This is a genomic window from Streptomyces sp. NBC_00554 (genome assembly GCF_041431135.1).
In the GTDB taxonomy this organism is placed as follows: Bacteria; Actinomycetota; Actinomycetes; order Streptomycetales; family Streptomycetaceae; genus Streptomyces.
The window spans coordinates 4,624,236-4,643,421 of sequence record NZ_CP107799.1; the positions used below are offsets into that span (position 1 = coordinate 4,624,236).

A 19,186-nucleotide genomic window follows, 5' to 3' on the forward strand; every position below is an offset into this window, starting at 1 on the left:
TCAGTGACTGACCGCGTTCGGAACGAAGGCGTCGTTGAGCTACGGCCCCTCCATCGACGAGGTTTTTGGGCTACGCGCGCACATCCCCCCAGAGCGCCATCCTGCGCCGCACCGGAGTTTCGACAGGCGTGATCCGCCTTGGCACTGAAGCTGTCACCGATGACTTGGGCTAACAGTTTCCAGCATGCATGTTCGCGAGAAACCCTATTCTGAGTAGCTGCCAAGACTTGGACAGTTGTCCTGGTGGGCTGCTACCCGCGCTTATGGTCATCTCCTCCAAATGCCTGCTTCAGGAGCCAAATGAACACCGCCCCTGTTATCGACCCACTCAGGAGAGCTTGTGCAACTAGAGCCACTCCGAGAAGCAGAGCTGCTGCAATCAGTCCACCAGTCACGATGAGCGCAGCAACAACGCTCGGTGGGAAGCGACCAGAGCTGGCGAACGGCCTCTGATCCTGCGACCGTGAATTATCTCTGTCCTGGCTGTGATGGAAGAACATGTAACCAGCCTGATGCCAGTTACCGATACCCCATATGCATTACCGCATGAATCTATGCATGATGTGCATACTTCTTCGCGGCCAATCCGATATCATCTGCCGATCTTATTCAATGGAGCACATCGTGAGTCGGTCTCCAGCAGTGCGCACGTGCCATAAGTGTCGGGCTCGACTTGCACGAGACAATAAAGGAGTCTTCTGCTCTAGCTGTTCGCGCATTTTACGTCAAGCCAACGGGGAGACTCCGGATGTCCCACCAGATTTTTGGAATTCCTCAGACATGAGGGAGGCACTGGAATCACATCACATAGGGCACATATTGCGAGCATTCCGGACTCACCACTTCCACGGTAAGGCCATACCGCAATCAGTTGCAGCAGAGTGGTTCCATCTAACTCAATCTCAATTGAGTCGCATCGAAACGGGCCCTCCCGTAAATGATTTGACTCGACTTGCGCAGTGGGCACAGCAGCTCAAAGTTCCACACCATCTGCTATGGTTTTCTTTACCCCAGATGGAGGAGCAGAGAGACGATACGAATCGCATCTCCTACACATCACCTATCAGCGACCTGGAAGGTATGAGCGAAGTGCTTCGCCGCACATTCCTAAGGCATGGACTGGTAGCATTTTCTTCACCAGTAATTGGCATGGATGAACTCAGGCATGTCGTGGCGGCTCTAAATAACGCTAGGCGATATGCAGATGATCAGGTCGCTCAGCACTTCCAGCGCCAGCTCCAGTATTGTGCAGCAAATGACGGAGCCGAAGGGCCTAAGAGCATCGTTCCGGCCATCATGGGGCAGATCGCTTCTCTTGATGAACTGATCAGGCAGGTTAAGCCCGCTTTCCGTCGGAGCCTACTCAGGGTCGCCGCCGAAAGTTCCGAGTTCGCCGCATGGCTCTATCGCGACTTGGCGTTGCCTGTACAAGCAACCTACTGGCGAGACCGGGCTTTGGAATTTGCTCAAGAAGCAAGCGATTTTTCCATGCAAGGCTACGTCTTGCTCAAGAAAAGCCAGGCCGCTTGGGATGAGCGCGATGCATTGCACATGCTGACAATGGCGCAAGCGGTCCAAGAGGGACCATGGAATCTCCCCCTCCGGGTGCAGGCTGAGGCCGTGCAGCAAGAGGCTCGCGCTCTAGCAATGACCGGCGCAAAACCCACGACCATCGCTGCAAAGCTGAGCCAAGCCCGCGAGTTGCTACTCCAGGAAAGCGAGCAGAGTGGGATCAGCGCACACTATAACAAGGCGCTATTTAGCCTTCAAGTTGCACTCAGCTATAGGGAATCTGGGCAACTCGACGCATGTTTGGATCTATTTGACAGATACCTATCACCCGAAAACATGTCTCACCGGGATTACGGCTATTTTCTGGCACTTCAGAGTGGTGCGTTGGCGAGGTCGGGAGCTCCCGATGCAGCCGCCCATATGGGGATACAAGCGCTCTCTTTGGCGCGCGAAACTTACTCGGCTCGCACAGGCGAGGAGGTTTATAGACTCGTCAAGCAGCTTTATCGCTGGAAAGATCGAGACAGCGTAAGGGAGTTATTGAACCATTTCTACGGCTAGTCTTTCAGCCATTCCACCACGTCGCGGATTACACGACTTTGCCATGCCTGAGTCTGGGGATTCAGATATTTAGGGTCGTCATGCACAGCAAACCCATGTTGCGCCCCGTCAATCTCGATAAGTCGCGCGCCGCCGCCGAAATTATCTAGCACTTCACGAGACGACTGGATGGGGATGAAGGTGTCTTTCGTACCATGAACGATCAATGTAGGCGCCTGAATCGAGGGGAGTTCATTCTTTGGCTTTACATAGAAAACCTCATTCAGCAACGGGCGTCCGAGCTTGAACGTGGGCGAATGCTCGATCGCCCCTTGCCTTCGCAATTCTTCCGCTTTTTCCGCGTCGATATATCCATTATTCCAGTATGGCTTATCGTCAATGAAGCGCTTCTTGTAGTCCATTAGTGGGTTGAAGAGAACGAGCCGCTGGACCGAATCCGGAAAATGTGCGGCATAAAACGCACAGATGCCACCACTAAAACTCGCACCGATGATGTTCACCTTCTCTTTCCCGGTCACGGAAATCAAGTAGTCTACAGCAGTGCGGATATCGTTAGATACTCCCAGGAGGGTTAAACTCTCCTGATCACCCTGGCTCTCACCATGCCCACGGAAATCGAATCGCAGACAAGGCATACCGGAAGATTTAAGCGCAATGGCCAATCGAGTAAAGAACCCTCCCTCGTCTCGATTTACTCCCCCGCCATGGACTAGCACTGTGGGGCTTCCAAGGATTTCATCTGGCATGAGCATGGTTCCCTGGAGTTGGAGACCATCCAAGCTGTCGAATGAGACTTCCACGCCTGTTGACATGACCTGAACTCCTTACTATAAAGCGCCATTGTTCGCGGATCGACGGGGCCAACCAGATCCAGATGTAGTCGGCTTAACTCCAACCAGCATGCCCGGTAGCGCGTACTTGCACTCCCTTCGCGCGACGGATCCAGCGATGCACCGTCGCGTGTCCGGCCCTGGTAGCGCACCCAGATTCGGACGGGTGGCCGTTTTTTCGCGCTCCGGTTAGAGCCGGGTGCGGTGGGGGTTACGCAGGGACAGCCAGTCCAGGCCCTCGGTCATGCCAACCTCTATCTTGGCGCCCAGACGGCTCCTTGTGACCGGCCCTGACAGACGCTCTAGCGTCCAAAGCCTCGGGAGAAAACTGGGAGAAGATCTTCTCCCAGCTGCCTCCGAGCGCAGGGCCAGACCAGCTAAGACCAATGTCCTGAGCTGCGCGGACGCCACGGACATCGGGTGTAGATCTTGCCCGGACCTTATTCGGGACGAAGAGGTCGTGGGTTCAAATCCCGCCACCCCGACAGCTTTAGCACCAGGTCAGGCCTGGTTTCCGGAGACGGGAACCGGGCCTGATGTGTTTTCCGGGGGCATCTCCGGGGGGGTGTGAGCTAGGTGTGATCACTGCTCGCGCCCGACCGGCGTATGCCGGTCCCCTCGCCCCGAAACATGCCGCACCGTTCGGTACCGGTCCCTCCCCACGTGGGGACCGGTACCGAACGGTGCGGGCGGAGTCGGTCCGTGCCGTATGCCGTACCGGCGCGGATCGAGTGGATCAGGGGCGGGTCGGGTGGGTCGAGGAGGAGCCGGGCCCTTGTCGGTGCGATGGCGGTCGCGGTTGGGGTCGGCTCCGTGGATCTCTACAGGGCCTCGCTACGGGGCCGTCGCCGCCGTTTCGTCACTTCAGTGGAAGTTGACCGAAAACGCAGCGTCATGAGTTGGTCTCCGAGCGCTGAGCTGGTGGTTTGGCCGGGCGTCGCGCGGTTGGTTCGCTACTGGGGCGTGATCCTGCCAGTTGTGGGTCGCGCGGAGGAGGTTCCGGAGCCGGACGAGCGGCTTAGCCGCAGGTCAGCCGTATAAGGTGAGTTTTCCGGTCCGGATGACCAGCTGCGGGGGAAGTAAGGGGTGGAGGCCTTGAGTTCCGACTCAGGGGCACGCATTGCCTTCGCGGAGCGTCTCGCGCTGCTCTACAAGGAGGCCGGCAATCCTCCCCTCAGTCGCGTGGCCGAGGCGGTCGTACGGCTGCATCGGGTCGATGAACGCGGGCGGCCCGTGCGGGTGTCCGCCCAGCGGATCAGCGACTGGCGACGGGCCAAGAACGTACCTGCCCAGTTCGCCGCGCTCGCGGCGGTGCTGCAGATCCTGATACCCGATGCGCGGCGCCTGCGGCCCGTGCCGGTGTCCCCGGGCCTGTACGACCCGGTCCAGTGGCAGCGCCTCTGGGAGCGAGCGGTTGCCGTCCCCGTCGGCGACCGTGCCCCGGCGTCCGCGGAAGCGGAGGAACACGCCGCGGTCGAGGCCCCGGCCGTGTGTCCGTACCGGGGGCTGGCTTCCTACCGTCAGCAGGACGCCCGGTGGTTCTTCGGCCGTGAGCGGAGCACGGACGCTCTCATCGCTCAGCTCGACGCAGCGGAGAAGACCGGCGGCCTTGTCATGCTCGTGGGTGCCTCGGGGGCGGGTAAGTCGTCTCTGCTGAACGCCGGTCTGGTGCCCGCGCTGCGCAACGGGGCCCGAGGGGACGACGACGGCCGGGCAAGGGTGGTTCTGCAGCTCGTGCCGGGCGGCGATCCGCTCGCGGAGCTGACCCGGCGGATCCCTGAACTCGCGCAGGTCCTCTCCACCGCGAGGGACGAGGAGGACGGGGAGGAGCACCCGGCCGAGGACCCCTGTACTCCGCGTTTCGCGCACGAGGTGCGGATGGCCGTCAGCGCGTGGGCCCGGCGCGAGGCGTCCTCCGCCGACCCTCCGGTCGTCATCGTGGACCAGTTCGAGGAGGCGTTCACCCTCTGCTCCGACGAGGCTCAGCGGCGCACCTTCATCCAGCTCCTGCACGCCGCGTGCTCGCCCGCCGCCCCCGCGGACGCCGGTGTCCCCGTCGACCCGGCCCCCGTGCTCGTGGTCCTGGGCATACGCGCCGACTTCTACGAGCAGTGTCTCGGGTATCCCGAACTGGCCGACGCGCTCCAGCACCGGCACATGGTGCTCGGGCCGCTGGCCACCGCGGAGCTGCGCGAGGCGGTGACCGGGCCGGCCAAGGCCGTGGGTCTGGAACTGGAGCCGGGCCTTGCGGAACTGATCGTCCGGGAGCTGAGCGCCGACGGCCCGCGTGGGGCGCACGACGCGGGGGTGCTGCCGCTGCTGTCCCACGCCCTGCTCGCCACCTGGCAGCGGCGGAAGGCGGGCAGGCTCACGCTGGCCGGCTACCGCGCGGCGGGCGGGATCCAGGGGGCGGTGGCGGCGACCGCCGAGCAGGCCTGGTCCGGCCTCGATCCGGCGGCGCGTACGGCCGCGAGGCTGCTCCTGCTCCGGCTGGTCCGGCTGGGCGAGGACACCCAGGCCACCCGGCGGCGGGGGACGCGGCGCCAGCTGGCGGAGGAGTCGACGGACCCCGGCAAGACGGAGGAATCGCTCGAGGCGCTGGTTCGCGCCCGGCTGGTGACGCTCGACGCGGAGACCGTGGAGATCACCCATGAGGCGCTGCTGCACGCCTGGCCGCGCCTGCGCGACTGGATCGGCGAGGACAAGAACAGCAACCTGCTGCGCCAGCAACTGGAGGATGACGGCAGGGCCTGGGAGGGCTCGAACCGCGACACGTCACTCCTCTACCGGGGTTCCCGCCTGGAGCAGGCCCGTGGCTGGGCGAAAACCGCCGGGAACACCTTCCTGACCCGGAGCGCGGTGGAGTTCCTGGCCGCTTCGGTCAGGCTGCGCAAGCGCACGGTCTGGATCTTCCGCGGCGCGGTGTCGGCCCTGGTCGTCCTTGCGATGCTGGCCGTCGGTTCGGCGGTGGTCGCGTGGCAGCAGCGGAACGACGCGGTGTTCGAGCAGGTGATCGCCGAAGCCGATCGCGTCCAGTACACGGACCCGTCGTTGTCGGCTCAACTGGACCTGGTGGCCCACCGTTTGCGGCCGGACGACGAGGGCGCGAACAACCGGCTGATCTCGATCGTGAACGCGCCGCTGGCCACACCGCTCCTCGGGCACACCGGCGCCGTGTACCTCACCTCGTTCAGCCCGAGCGGACTGATCCTGGCCACCGCCAGCTACGACCGGACCGTGCGGCTGTGGGACGTATCGGACCGGACTCGGCCCAAGCCGCTGGGCAAACCCCTCACCGGCCACACGAGTTGGGTGAGCAGCGCGGTCTTCAGCCCCGACGGCAGCACTCTCGCCACCGCTGCCGACGACGGCACGATCCGGCTGTGGGACGTGCGGGAGCCCGGCCACCCGCGCCCGCTCGGCACGCCCCTGACCGGCCATGACGGCACGATCTACCTGATCACCTTCAGCCCGGACGGACACACTCTGGCGTCCGCGAGCGAAGACCACACCGTCGGTCTGTGGGACGTGCGCGATCCGAGCCGGCCGAAGAAACTCGGCGCTCTGACCGGCCACACCGACGCCGTACGCTCCGTGGCGTTCAGCCCGGACGGACGGACGGTGGCGGCCGGGGGCGACGACAACACGGTCAGGTTGTGGAACACGGCCGATCCGCGTCATCCGGTGCGGATCGGCACGGTGCTGACCGGACACACGAGCCTGGTGCACTCCGTGGCCTTCAGCCCCGACGGACGTACCCTCGCCAGCGGCAGTGCGGACAACACCGTCCGGCTGTGGGACGTCGCCGACCCCCGTCACGCGAAACCGCTCGGCGCGCCGCTCACCGGCCACACCGGTCCCATCTGGTCGGTGGCCTTCAGCCCTGACGGAACCATGCTCGCCGCGGCCAGCCAGGACAGTACGGCGAGTCTGTGGAACGTCAGCGATCCGGCGTACCCCTCGCAGGTCGGCGAGCCGCTCGCGGGGAGCAGCGGTGAGATGTACGCCCTGGGATTCAGCCCCGACGGACGGACCCTGGCCACCGGGAGCGGCGACAACACGGTCCGCCTGTGGTCGATACCGACATCGGACATGATCGGCCGCATCGGAGCGTTCCGCCCGGACGGGAAGGTGCTCGCCACGGCCGCGCGCGACGAGAAGGTCCGGCTGTGGAACGTGGAGGATCCCGACCGGCCCGTGTCGCTGGGCGATCCGTTCATGCCCGGGGAGGGTGAGCTGCGTGAGCCGGTCTTCTCCCCCGACGGCCGCATACTCGCGGTGGTGACCGGAGACCGCGCGGTACAGCTGTGGAACGTCAGCGACCCGTCCCGGCCCGTCGCCTACGGAGAGCCCGTCGCCCTGCGGACACGGTTCGCGGCCGCGCTGACCTTCAGCCCGGACGGGCGCACGATGGCGACCGCCTATGACGACCGCACCATCCAGTTGTGGAACGTCAGTGACCCGTCCCACCCTGTCCGGCTCGGCGCGCCCCTGACCGGCCACAAGGGGTACGTCAACTCCCTCGCCTTCAGCCCGGACGGCCGTACGTTGGCCAGCGGCAGCGCGGACGTCACCATCCGGCTCTGGAACGTGGCCGACCCACGCCACGCGACACTGCTCGGCGCACCCCTCACGGGACATCTGGGGCCCATCAACGCACTCGTCTACAGCCCGGACGGCCGTACGTTGGCCAGTGGCAGCGACGACAACACGGTCCGCCTCTGGGACGTCACCGACTCCTCCAAGGACCGGGCGCCCCGGCTGGAGTCCACGCTCACGGGCCACACCGAATCGGTGGTGTCGCTGACCTTCAGCCAGGACGGCACCAGGCTGGCGAGCGGCGGCAACGACAACACGGTCCGGCTCTGGGACGTCACCGTGCCGTCCAGGGCCACCCCGATCGGCCAGTCGATGAGCCCCAACGCCAAAACCGGCAATTTCCTTTCGTTCAGCGCCAAGAGCCACACGCTCGGCGTATCCAGCGGAGCCGATACCGTCCGGCTCTGGAACCTCGACGTCGACGAGGCCATTCGCCGTATCTGCTCGACCACTCGGGGTGTTCTGACACCGGACAAATGGCACGAGTATCTGCCCCGGCTCTCGTACGAGTCTCCGTGCGACCAGTAGCGGAGGCCCGCGAACGGCGGCGGAACCCGGCGTCGGCCACCGGCCCGGGTCACGCACCGAGGTACGTGATCCCGATCACAACGCCTCAACGCGGCTGAGCAGTCGACTCCCGCCGCCCCGGCAGCCTTGTTACGCTTGGGTTGGACCCGATCGCTGGTGCATCCCCCGTCTCCAGCGGTCGGGTTCTTGCATGCCCTGCGACACCGGACCGGCTCCTTCACAGCCGTCTCCCGACTCGTCAAGACCTCTTTAGGAGTCGTAGGCTGAGGCCCCCCGCGACGGATCGGTGAGCGGCTGTGCCAAAGGCGTACGAGGTGATCGCGGACGACCTGCGCCGGTCCATCCGTGAAGGCAGGCGCAAGCCCGGCGACAGGCTGCCGTCGGAAACGGACCTGGCGGGCCACTACAAGAGAAGCGTGCCCACCGTTCAGAACGCGCTCCGGGTTCTGCACGAGGAAGGCCTGATCGACAAGCAGCACGGCCGCGGCAACTTCGTCCGGCGCCCCCGGACGATGGCGCGGCGCGCGAACTCCCGGCACCAGTGGGAGAAGGGCCGGGTGCGCGAGCCGGTGGCGGAGCGGGCGCAGACCGGGGCCACCGAACACGACACCGGCCTCGTACTGGACGACCTCGTCTTCCACGCGTCCTACCGCGAGATCGAGGCGCCCCAGGACATCGCCGAGGCCATGGGCGTCCCCGAAGGGACCGCGCTGGTCGAACGCACCTACCGGACGCGCTACGCCGCCGAGACCGCACCCTTCAACCTGGTGACCTCCTACCTCGTCCGCGACATGATCGCGGGGAATCCCGATCTCCTGGACGAGACCAAGGAGCCGTGGCCCGGGGGCTCGCAGAACCAGCTCTACACCGTCGGCATCGAGCTGGACCGCATCGAGGAACGCGTCACGGCCCGGCCGCCGACACCGGAGGAGGCGGACGAACTGGAGCTGCCGCGCGGAACGTCCGTGCTCGTCCTGCGCAAGACCTCCCACGACCTCGACGACCGCGTCGTGGACCTCTCCGACATCATCCTGCCCGGCGATCGCACCGAGCTGCTCTTCACCACTCCACTGGAAAGGTGGTGAGTGCTGCCGTGAGCCGGCGCATCATCATCGTCACTGCCGTCCACGGGCCCTCGGCCCACTTCCTGACGGAGGCCTACAAGTCGCTGTGCGAGCAAGTGCTTCCGGACGGCTGGGAGTGGCACTGGGTGATCCAGGAGGACGGGAGGACGGACACCGTCGCCCCGCACGTGCCCGAGGACGAGCGCGTGACCTTCCGCCAGGGCCGGCCCGGGGGTCCGGGCGTCGCCCGGACCATCGCGCTCGCCCAGGCCGACGGCGAGTACGTCAAGGTGCTGGACGCCGACGACCAGCTCGCTCCGGGTGCGCTCGCCCGCGACCTGGCCGCCCTCGAAGGGGACCGCACCATCGGCTGGGCGACCTCCCGGGTCCTGGACTTTCTGCCCGACGGTTCCACCGCCGGCTTCCCGGGCGACCCCGACAACGGGCCCGTCGAGCGCGGTGCCGTGCTCGACTTCTGGAAGGCGAACGGCTTCCGCGCGCAGGTGCACCCCGCGACGCTCTTCGTACGGCGTGACCTGGTGCTCGCCCTCGGCGGCTGGATGGCGCTGCCCGCATCCGAGGACACCGGTCTCCTGCTCGCGCTGAGCGCCGTCAGCCGCGGGTGGTTCTCGGCGGAGGTCGGGCTTCTCTACCGGAAGTGGGAAGGGCAGGCGACGGGGCAGGCCTCGCACGTCGATCCGGCCGAACGGGAAGCCCGTATGGCCGTGGTGGAGGCCAGGGCCAGGGCGTTGGCCTCGTTCGGCTGGCGCTTCCCCGTCTCCGACTGACCCGAGCTCCACAGCGGGCGGTTCACCGCCTTCAGAGCAGCGCCTCGACATCCAGCCTGGAGAAGATCAGGTCGCTCTCGCCGAGCAGGGGCCCGCGCCAGCGCATCGGAACACGGTGCGCTCGCTTGAGTGCGGGCGGGTAGCTCCCCGGGGCGTAGTCGTTCTCCATCCGGAAGACGTGGAAGCCGGCGCCCGTCATCGTCTTCATCAACTCATCGGCGGAGTCGCCGAGTTGGGCCATCCGGTCGGGCGTGACCTCGATGCAGATCTCGGCGTCCGGCCGGAGCTTGTCCAGCATGGGCGCCAGGCCGCGGACGACCTTTCCCTCCGCGCCTTCCACATCGATCTTGATCACCCGGGCGTTGGCGATCTCCGAGGGATCGAGCAGCTCGGGCAGCGGGAGCGCCTCGATCTCGAACGTGGATTCCGCCGGGCCGTCGTAGGGAACGATGCTGTTCGCCCCCATGTTGCGCGAGCTCGCCAGCACGAATGTCAGTGTCTGGCGGCTGTCCGACACCGCGGAGTTGACCGCGCGGAGGTTGCCGCAGTCGTTGAGCCGGGCCTCCTGCAACAGCCGCTGATGGAACACCGGCGAGGCCTCGATCGCCACCACCTGGCCCTCATCGCCGACGAGTTGTGAGGCCAGCACGCTGAACACGCCGATGTTGGCTCCGACGTCGATGAAACCGTCGCCCGGCCTCAAGCGGCTCTGGAGGAAGTTCGTCATGTGCGGCTCCCACACGCCGAACAGGTACAGGTAGCGCTGGATCAGGTCCTGGGTGTCGACGGCGAACCGGGCGCCGGATCGCGTCTCGACGACCCGCCGGCGCGGGTGCTCCCTCAGATGGGCGTTCAGAAAACGCGTGGCCAGCAGCGCCTTTCCGAACGAGCCCGGGGCCGCACGGACGTACCGGCGCCCGAGGGTGACCAAAGCCTCCGAAACAGCCGCTGAAACAGCCCCTGAAATGGGATCACGCATCCGCTCGCCTCTCCGCCGGGTCCAGCGGAAACCGTAGCGCGCCGGTCCTTCCGGGGCGCACTGGAGCCGGAGAAGCCAGGCCCTCCGGCGCTACTCGGCGATGGGCGCTACTCGGCGATGACGATGGCCTGGGACGGACACCAGTCGGCCGCCTCCCGCACCTGTGGATCGTCTCCCCTGTCCTCCTGGCCCGGCAGGACGGTGCCGTATCCGGAGTCCGCCAGGGCGAAGACGGAGGGGACCCGGTGGGCGCAGTCACCGGAGCCGTAACACACGTCGCGGTCGACGGAGACCTTCATTCGCACTCCAGTTGGCAAGAGGGCGCCGTCCCTCGGAGCGGGCCGACGAGCCGGCCGGAATCCAGCAGACTTCCGACCTCCCCACTTGACTGCCCGCCGGACAATCAACTGAATCAAGGGTGCCCCTGACGTCTACTTGCCCTGGTCAAAGGGGAGTTGCAGCATCCGGATGGCGTTCCCCCGCAACAGCTTGTACGTCACCTCTTCGGAGAGACCGGCCACGTGGTCCGCCGCCACTTCCTTCGTGTGCGGCCAAGTCGAGTCGACGTGCGGGTAGTCCGTCTCGAAGGTCGCGTTGTCCACGCCGACGGTCTCGATCGACGCGATGCCGTGCTTGTCCCGGAAGAAGCAGCAGAAGATCTGCCGGTAGTAGTACGTCGAGGGCGGCTCCGGGATCAGATCCTTCACCCCGCCCCACGCCCGGTGCTCCTCCCACACGTCGTCGGCGCGCTCCAGGGCGTACGGGATCCAGCCCATCTGCCCTTCGCTGTACGCCAGTTTGAGGCGCGGGAACTTCACCAGGACCCCGGAGAAGAGGAAGTCCATCATCGACGCCATCGCGTTGTTGAAGCTCAGCGAGGCCTGTACGGCCGGTGGTGCGTCCGGCGAGGCCGCGGGCATCTGCGACGAGGAGCCGATGTGCATGTTGACCACGGTCCCGGTCTCCTCGCACACCGCGAAGAACGGGTCCCAGTAGCCGGAGTGGATGGACGGCAGCCCCAGGTACGTCGGGATCTCGCTGAAGGTCACCGCCCGCACGCCACGGGCCGCGTTGCGCCTGATCTCCGCGACGGCGAGGTCGATGTCCCACAGCGGGATCAGGCACAGCGGGATGAGCCGCCCTCCGCTGTCGCCGCACCACTCCTCGACCATCCAGTCGTTGTAGGCGCGGACGCACGCGAGCGCGACCTCCTTGTCCTTGGCCTCCGCGAAGGTCTGCCCGCAGAACCGCGGGAAGGTCGGGAAGCAGAGCGAGGCCTCCACATGGTTGAGGTCCATGTCCTCCAGGCGCGCCTTCGGGTCCCAGCAGCCGCGCCGCATCTGCTCGCGCGTGATGCCGTCGAGGGTCATCTCGTCGCGCGAGAAGCCGACGGCCGCGATGATGCGCTTGTACGGGAAGACCTCGCCCTCGTACCTCCACCAGTCGGTGATCTGGCCCTTGGGATCCGTGGTGAACCGGTACTTCCCGCCGATGTACTGGAGGTCACCGATACCGGCGGTGAAGGGCTGCGGACCCTTGTCGCGGTACTTGCTCGGGAGCCATGTCTCGAAGAGGTGCGCGGGCTCGATCACGTGATCGTCCACGCTGATGACCCTGGGAAGATCCCCGGTGCCGCTCTCGGTACTGACCACGCCCAACCCCCTGCTGCCTGCCGGTTCTCCGGCCCCTGCCCGACGCCATATCTGACGATCCATCAGATTCAGGCTAGGGGACCACTCCCCCGACAGCAAGAGCAAGCACCCCTTCCAACCCTTGCGATCTCGAACCGAGTCCGCTCAACTGACGATCCATCAGATAGAAGGAATTCCGGGGAGGGACGTCGGAGATGCAGACGACATGGCTCAGCGGTGCCGAGTGGTTCGCGGTCCTGCGCATAGGCGTCGGCCTGTGGTGGCTGGAGAGCTGGCGTCACAAGGACAAGAAGGACTGGTTCACGGGCGGCGGCATCAAGTGGGCGGGGGGAATCGCCGCCAAGCACCGATGGCCCTTCGTACGGCTCGGCTTCGACCGCGTGGTCGCGCCGAGGCCCCGCCTGATGGCGTACGTCGTCGCCTACGCGGAACTGGCCCTCGGCCTCGGTCTGATCGCCGGATTCCTGACGCCGATCGCCCTCGTCGGCGGCCTCCTGCTCAACCTGATCTACCTCGTACTGATGATCCACGACTGGGCCGAGCAGGGGCAGAACCTCATGATGGCCCTGATCTCCGCCGTCGCACTCTTCGCCATGAGCTGGCAGGTGTGGTCCCTCGACAACGCGCTGGGGCTCTTCAACTAGGGGGTTGCCACTGGCACTTCGGCAAGTCGCGGACCAACGGCCGCCCACCCTCGTAAGATCATCCAGTCGTTTTCGGAAGGCATGACTGGGGGACGAGTTGAGCACCGGCGAGCAGTTCGTGACCATCGCCGCAGTACTGCTCGGTGCGTTGATGACACACGTCACCACCTACCTGATGGAGAGGAGCCGGAACCGCTACCAGCTCCTCACGCGGTGGGACGACAAGAAGATCGACGCGTACGGGGACTACGTGGACGCCGTGAAGGCGAGGATCGCCACGGCCGTCCGGCTGTACGAGGTCCGGGAGGGCCTGGCCGAGAGCGAGAGGTCCGAGCACGAGCTGCGTGAGGATCTCTCGGAGGCCAGCCGCGTATGGGGTGGCTCCTTCGAGCGCGTCATGCTTCTCGGCGGCGACGACGCCATCGAGGAGGGGCACGAACTGAACGTGCTGGTCGCGGAGATCGTCTGGCAGGCGACCGGGAAGATCGATGGAAGCCTAGACGACTGGCGCCGACGCAACCGAACCGCCTTCCGCGCCATCAACGCCTTCCACGAGGCCGCCCGGCAGGACCTCGGGATCCGGGGAAGCGTCACCGGCGAGAAGCATCCCGAGCGCGACCTCCTGCTGCCGCCCTCCCGTCAGGCGCCCGCCGACGGCTGACGGCGCTCCGTGCGCGGGCCTGAACCGGCCGCGCGGCTCTGGTCTCTTCGCGCCGTACCTGCCATCCTGCCGGGCACTGTCGTCCCGACGGAGGAGGCGGAGATGAGCGACCCGAAGGGCAACGAGCCCGAGCAGACGCTCAGGTCGAGTCACGCCGCACGCACCCGAAGTGCCGCGTCCCGGGCCGCCGCGATCTGCCACTACATCGAGCGGCACGGCTCCGCCGAGCTACACGAAGCCGGAACGGCGGAGGACGGAACGGCGGAGGACGGAACGGCGGAGGACGGAACAGCGGAAGGCGGAACGGCAGCCAGCGGACCGGCGGAAGGCGGGGCGGCAGCCGGCGGAACGGCAGAAGTCGGACCGGCGGCGAAAGAGATCGCCTGGAAGGCCGCCCACGCCGCCCGCGTCGCCGCTCAGGCCTTCGCCGTCCTCTCCGAGAGCGCCCCCGCGCCCGCGGCGGACTCGCGCTGTGCCAGGAACGCCGCCGCCTCCGCCGCTCAGGCCGCCCAGATGGGCCAACTCCACGACCGCGACGGCGAGCTGTCGGTGGCCGCTTGCCGCGCCGCCGTTCACGCGTCCCGGGCCGCCGCGGAGGCCGCCGGAGCCCAAGGCCTGGGCGTGAACGAGACGTTGAACGCCAGTGCGGACGCGGCCGAGGCAGCCGCCGTCGCCGCCGCCGAGGAGGCGGGCTGGATGCGGCCGGGCCAGGACCTTCCCCAGGTGTCCACGGGCGTGCGAAGCCCGGAGATCATGTCGATGCTGCACCTGTGACCAGTACCTCACCGGTGTGTGACGGATACATCTGACGGGTACCGCCTTCCCGCCACGGCGTTTCTTTCCGATCATCCGAATCGTTGGTCCGGGCGAATCCGCCCCTCAACTGCCCTACCCGCATCCCAGGGGCATGCGATCGGAGAGCCCCGTGCGAATGACCGACATCCAGCGTTGCGAGATCCGGCCCGGATGTCTCGTGGAGTGGACGCTGCATCCGAGGACCGTCGAGGCCGCGGCCGGCCTGCCGGAGGATTCCCGGCCACCGGCGTATGTGCAGGAGTCCCATGTGCGGACGGCCCGATCGGTGCGGGACGACGGGCTGTTCGTGCCCACCTGGCTGGGCACCGCGTTCGACATCCCGGGGCAGGTCGACCTCGACGTGCTGCAACACGCCTTGCGGGACTGGACACTTCGGCACGAGACGCTGCGCAGCGGTTTCCGGTGGAGCGGTGACGAGATGCGCCGGTTCACGCTGGACGCCGACGCGGTCGTGCTGCACCGCGAGGACGTCGGCGACTTCGCCGAAGCGGCCACGCTGACCCGGTATCTGCAGGACCGTTTCGACGTCGCGGCGGACGCGCTCAGCTGGCCGAACTTCATCTACACGGCGGTCGTCCGGGAGGACGGCGCGAGTGTCTACATGGCGTTCGACCACAGCAACGTCGACGCGTACTCGCTCCACCGCATCGCCGCCGAGATCCACGAGCTCTACGAAGCGGGCCTCGAAGGCCGCGCCGTCGCCACGGCACCGATCGCCAGCTACGTCGACTTCTGCGCGATCGAGCGTGCGCAGGCCGACGAGATCGACGACACGCACGCGATCGTCGCCCGCTGGCGGGAGTTCATCGCCCAGTGCGACGGGAAGCTGCCGGGCTTCCCCGTCGACCTCGGCCTCGAACCCGAAGGTCCGCTGCCCGCCCAGAAGTTGATGCACGAGATGCTCGTGGACGACGCGGACGCGGCCGCCTTCGAGGCGTACTGCAGGCCGTACGGCGGAAGCCTGGTCGGCATCCTCGCGGCCACCGCCCTCATCGTCCGCGAGATCGGCGGGCAGGAGGTGTACCGCACCGTCGTGCCGTTCCACACCAGGGCGAAGTCCAAGTGGTCGGACTCGATGGGCTGGTACGTGGGCGGCGCGCCGATCGAGATTCCGGTGGCCCGGGCGGCAGATTTCGACAGCGCGCTGGGGATGGTTCGCGCCGCGCTGCGCGAGGGCCGGCCGCTGTCGCGGATGCCCATCGCCCGCGTACTGCGGCTGCTGGGCTCCGACTTCCGGCCCACCTCACCCGACCTGTACTCGATCGTCTCGCTCGTCGACACGCGCGACACCCCGGGGTCGGAACGGTGGCAGGACCTGAAGGCGTACGGACTGATCCGGATCTCGTACGGCGACCAGGTGTGCGCCTGGGTCACCCGGCTCCACGAGGGCCTGCAGTTCGCCAGCCGCTATCCGGACACGGACATCGCGTACAAGAACATGCGGCTGTACGCCGAGGGGCTGCGCGAACGCATCCGGTCGGTCGCGCGGGACCGCGAAGAGGCCCTGGCCGGGCGCGCCCGGGCCTGAGAGGCGGGGACGGGCAGCAGCCTCTCAAGCCCGGGGTGGCCGGCGGGGTACCTACGTCACAGGCCGGCCGCGTCCACCACGGCCCCCAGGTCGACGAACTTGAAGCCCGTCGCCGTACGCGTGCCGCCCTCCCCGTCCGGCACCTCCGGGGTCTCCTGGCCGTCCTGCACGACGAGCAGGCCGCGCGGATAACGCTTGCCCAGCGGGGCGTTCAGGATGGCGGCGCCGTCGCACTCCTCCACGCTGTCGAGGGTCTCCGAGGCGGCACCGACGCGGAAGCCGCCCTCGTAGGCGTTGCTCTTACGAACGTCACGGTCGTACAGCGCGAAGGTGTTGTCGCCCTGGCTGGAGGCGAGCAGGTATCCGGCGCCACCCCGCTGCTGGAGCAGGGTCAGGCCCTCGACGTCGGCCGACAGGCGCTTGCCGCCGTAGCCGGGGTCCGCGCCAAGCACGCACTCCTCGGTCGCCTCGTCGTAGACGCCGGGGACGCCGAACTCCTTCGTCCTGTCGACCAGGACCGGCTTGCCGGTGAGGTCGGCGCGCAGCCGCCAGATGCCGATGTCCTCCTGGCCCGCGTAGAGCGTGCCGGTGGCCGGGTCGACGACCATGCCTTCGACCTGCGGGAGTTCGCCGGGCTCTGCGCACGCACTCCACGACGTGCCGTCGGGCAGCTTGAAGGACGACGGCAGGTCCAGTGTGCGCACCTTGCGGTAGCCGACCTTGCCGCCCGCCGCCGGAACCAGCTCGAGCAGCGCGAGCCGGGTCCGCTCCCGCTGGCTGACCAGCGCGTACGTCCGTCCGGTCGCCTTGTTCGTCCAGGTGGCCAGGCCGTACGCGGTCCGCTGGTCGTTGATCTCGCTCTGGTCGGCGGAGAACACGGGCGCGGCCGCCGGGTCGGTGACATCGGTCAGGGGGCCGCCGGGACGGGACAGGTCGATGCGGTAGATCCGGAGGCGGTCGTTGCCCCGGTCGGTCACCACCGCCACGTCGGTGCGGCCGGCGGAGGTGCGCAGGCCGGAGACGAGGTCGACGTTGTTGAAGCGGCCCGGGGCGTCGTCCTCGGCGGGCGGCTTCGGGGCGGACAGCGACTGCACCAGGCGGGCGCCCAGGTCGTAGACCTTCAGTCCGCCTTCCTTGGCGGTGGCCACGACGAGGCTGCGCCCGGGGTCGGCGGCGTTCCGCCAGATCGCCGGGTCGTCCGCGTCGGAGTTGCCGCCCGCCTCGTCGTCGTACAGCGCGGCGGCCTCGCTGGTGGCGGTCACCACCGGCAGACCGGACGTGCCCGCCCCCGCGGGGGACGTCGCGAGGAGGCTGACGAGTGCGGTGCCCAGGGCGAGGGCCGCGGCTCTCCGTGGGGTGCGGTGCGCTCTCACAAGCGTTTCCTTACTGTCGGGACGCATCGACCACATGTCGAGGTCATGCCGATGGTGCGGGGAGAAGCTTGCGCCCAGAGGTCCGTCAACTGTCCATGCCGTCATGGGGAGTTCGGCAGTACGTCAGCGGAAGTTCGCCTGAGTTTGTCGCGCCGGGTCGCCCGCGCCTTGGCGAACGGCCCTGTGGGGGTGGCCTGTCGGGTGGGCGAGCGGCCTTGTGGGGGCGGCCTGTCGGGTGGGCGAGGGGTCTCGTACGGTGATGATCGGCTCCCCTGCGAAAGGTCTCCCCCGGTGACAGTCAACGCCCCGCGCCAGCGGTCCCGTACGGTCGCCGTCGGGGCCGCCGCGTCCCGCCCCTGCACCCTGGTCGTCTGCCGGGGGTGCTGCTGCGGCAACCCGCGGAAGTACCCGGCCGACGACCACACCTGGCAGCTGGAGCGGCTGCGCGCCGGGGCGGAGGCGTCCGGGGGGCGGTTCGCCGTGCGGACCTCGGACTGTCTCGGGCCGTGCGACCAGGCCAATGTCGTCGTCGTACAGCCCTCGGGGGCCGGGCGGCGCGGCGGTGGGCAGGTGACCTGGATCGGGTTCGCGATGGGGGACGACTGCACCGAGGAACTCATCGAGTGGGCGGCCGCCGGTGGGCCGGGGATCGCGCAACCGCCGGCCACGCTGGAGTTGCAGTTCGTCCGGCCGCCGCGGGAGGCACGGGCGCGGGCGCGCCGGTGAAGTATGCGGACAGCGACGGGAGTTGGGCGGCGGTGTACGAGGATGCGTACCCCACAGGGTGTGCGTCCCCACGCACCCCTCAGGCGACAGGAGATTGGCATGACCGCGTACCCCGACCGTTCCCTCACCGCGGCGGACCGGCTGCCCGCGCCCGTCGCCAATCACCTCGCCTTCATGGCGGCACACCGCGGATCGGTGGAGATCACCGCCGACACCCTTGCCCTGGAGGGCGATGAGGAGTTCTTCTCGTGGTGGGCCCCGCTCGGCGAGGACGTGCCGATTCCGGCCGGGGCGAAGACGGTCCGGGTGTTCCCCTTCAGCGGAAACGGCTGGCCGGCCCGCCTTGAGCAGGCCGGGTTCAAGCGGGCCGGGGAACTGTCCTACCTGCGCGCTCCCGCCGCGCCCGACGGGCCGGAGCTGCCCGACGGTGTCACGCTGACCGTCGTCGACGACGACGGACAGGCGCGGGAGTTCGCCCTGACCCAAGCGGCCGGATTCGCCGAGCCCGGCGACACCCCCGAACAGACCGCCTGGTGGGAGGAGGACTTCACCCGGAACGCCCTGCGCAACTACACCCGTGCCGACCAGACCTTCTACCTCCTGCGGTCCGAGGGCGAAGGAGCCGCCGTCGCGCTGGCCCTGCACTCCCACGGCCTCGCGGGCATCTACGCCGTCGCCACCCGCCCCGCCCACCGGGGCCGCCGTTACGCCGGTCTGCTCCTCACCGCCATCAGCGCCGAGGCCCACGAGCGCGGCGAACAGCTCGCCCTGCAGACCGAGGTCGGCTCCACCGCCGAACGCCTCTACCTCAGGTCGGGGTTCACCGAGGACTTCCGCACACCCCTCTACGTACGACACTGATCACGGTCGTACGGCGGCCGCCTCCCCGTGCCTGGTGGAACCACCGGTGCCGGTGAGGCAGTCT

General features: G+C 67.4%; 15 protein-coding genes. 10 read left to right on the forward strand and 5 right to left on the reverse strand.

Annotated elements, in window-relative coordinates; translation table 11 throughout:
- Window positions 1-1,014 precede the first annotated feature (1,014 nt).
- Complete coding sequence (locus OG266_RS20170) at window positions 1,015-2,073, forward strand: XRE family transcriptional regulator (protein ID WP_371547551.1); 1,059 nt, start codon at window positions 1,015-1,017, stop codon at window positions 2,071-2,073.
- Here the strand turns inward: OG266_RS20170 and OG266_RS20175 are convergent.
- A complete protein-coding gene (locus tag OG266_RS20175; protein ID WP_371547554.1) occupies window positions 2,070-2,885 on the reverse strand; it encodes an alpha/beta hydrolase family protein in 816 nt (271 codons plus the stop codon). The genes OG266_RS20170 and OG266_RS20175 overlap by 4 nt on opposite strands.
- A 1,104-nt stretch (window positions 2,886-3,989) precedes the next feature.
- Between OG266_RS20175 and OG266_RS20180 the strand changes: the two genes are divergently transcribed.
- From OG266_RS20180 to OG266_RS20190, 3 genes are all read left to right on the forward strand, one after another.
- A complete protein-coding gene (locus OG266_RS20180) occupies window positions 3,990-8,030 on the forward strand; it encodes an AAA family ATPase (protein WP_371547556.1) in 4,041 nt (1,346 codons plus the stop codon).
- 296 nt (window positions 8,031-8,326) lie between these two features.
- A complete protein-coding gene (locus OG266_RS20185) occupies window positions 8,327-9,115 on the forward strand; it encodes a GntR family transcriptional regulator (protein ID WP_371547559.1) in 789 nt (262 codons plus the stop codon).
- Between the two features lie 8 nt (window positions 9,116-9,123).
- Entirely contained in the window at window positions 9,124-9,882 is a 759-nt protein-coding gene (locus OG266_RS20190; RefSeq protein WP_371547560.1) for a glycosyltransferase family 2 protein, read from the forward strand.
- A gap of 31 nt (window positions 9,883-9,913) precedes the next feature.
- On the opposite strand, the gene OG266_RS20195 is transcribed toward OG266_RS20190, so the two are convergent.
- The 3 genes from OG266_RS20195 to OG266_RS20205 form a co-directional block, all read right to left on the reverse strand.
- Window positions 9,914-10,861 (reverse strand): FkbM family methyltransferase, encoded by a 948-nt coding sequence (locus tag OG266_RS20195; RefSeq protein WP_371547563.1) that lies wholly within the window; start codon window positions 10,859-10,861, stop codon window positions 9,914-9,916.
- Between the two features lie 107 nt (window positions 10,862-10,968).
- Window positions 10,969-11,160, reverse strand: a complete 192-nt coding sequence (locus OG266_RS20200; RefSeq protein WP_329546335.1) for a ferredoxin — start codon at window positions 11,158-11,160, stop codon at window positions 10,969-10,971.
- Between the two features lie 132 nt (window positions 11,161-11,292).
- Complete coding sequence (locus OG266_RS20205) at window positions 11,293-12,513, reverse strand: amidohydrolase family protein (protein ID WP_329546336.1); 1,221 nt, start codon at window positions 12,511-12,513, stop codon at window positions 11,293-11,295.
- Between the two features lie 194 nt (window positions 12,514-12,707).
- Here OG266_RS20205 and OG266_RS20210 point away from each other — a divergent pair, with 194 nt between their 5' ends.
- From OG266_RS20210 to OG266_RS20225, 4 genes are all read left to right on the forward strand, one after another.
- Window positions 12,708-13,157, forward strand: a complete 450-nt coding sequence (locus tag OG266_RS20210) for a DoxX family membrane protein (RefSeq protein WP_266457365.1) — start codon at window positions 12,708-12,710, stop codon at window positions 13,155-13,157.
- 97 nt (window positions 13,158-13,254) lie between these two features.
- Window positions 13,255-13,818 carry a hypothetical protein gene (locus OG266_RS20215; protein WP_371547566.1) on the forward strand — a complete coding sequence of 188 codons (564 nt, stop codon included), beginning with the start codon at window positions 13,255-13,257 and terminating at the stop codon, window positions 13,816-13,818.
- A gap of 102 nt (window positions 13,819-13,920) precedes the next feature.
- Window positions 13,921-14,592 carry a hypothetical protein gene (locus tag OG266_RS20220; protein WP_371547568.1) on the forward strand — a complete coding sequence of 224 codons (672 nt, stop codon included), beginning with the start codon at window positions 13,921-13,923 and terminating at the stop codon, window positions 14,590-14,592.
- A 157-nt stretch (window positions 14,593-14,749) separates the two neighbouring features.
- Window positions 14,750-16,162, forward strand: a complete 1,413-nt coding sequence (locus tag OG266_RS20225) for a condensation domain-containing protein (protein WP_266457373.1) — start codon at window positions 14,750-14,752, stop codon at window positions 16,160-16,162.
- 56 nt (window positions 16,163-16,218) lie between these two features.
- Here the strand turns inward: OG266_RS20225 and OG266_RS20230 are convergent, their stop codons facing one another.
- Window positions 16,219-17,535 (reverse strand): phytase, encoded by a 1,317-nt coding sequence (locus tag OG266_RS20230; RefSeq protein WP_371547571.1) that lies wholly within the window; start codon window positions 17,533-17,535, stop codon window positions 16,219-16,221.
- A gap of 291 nt (window positions 17,536-17,826) precedes the next feature.
- On the opposite strand from OG266_RS20230, the gene OG266_RS20235 reads away from it, so the two are divergent.
- Window positions 17,827-18,261: a (2Fe-2S) ferredoxin domain-containing protein gene (locus OG266_RS20235; protein ID WP_329546342.1), complete on the forward strand. Its 435-nt coding sequence runs from the start codon at window positions 17,827-17,829 to the stop codon at window positions 18,259-18,261.
- A gap of 99 nt (window positions 18,262-18,360) precedes the next feature.
- Entirely contained in the window at window positions 18,361-19,122 is a 762-nt protein-coding gene (locus OG266_RS20240) for a GNAT family N-acetyltransferase (RefSeq protein WP_371547575.1), read from the forward strand.
- Window positions 19,123-19,186: the final 64 nt, after the last annotated feature.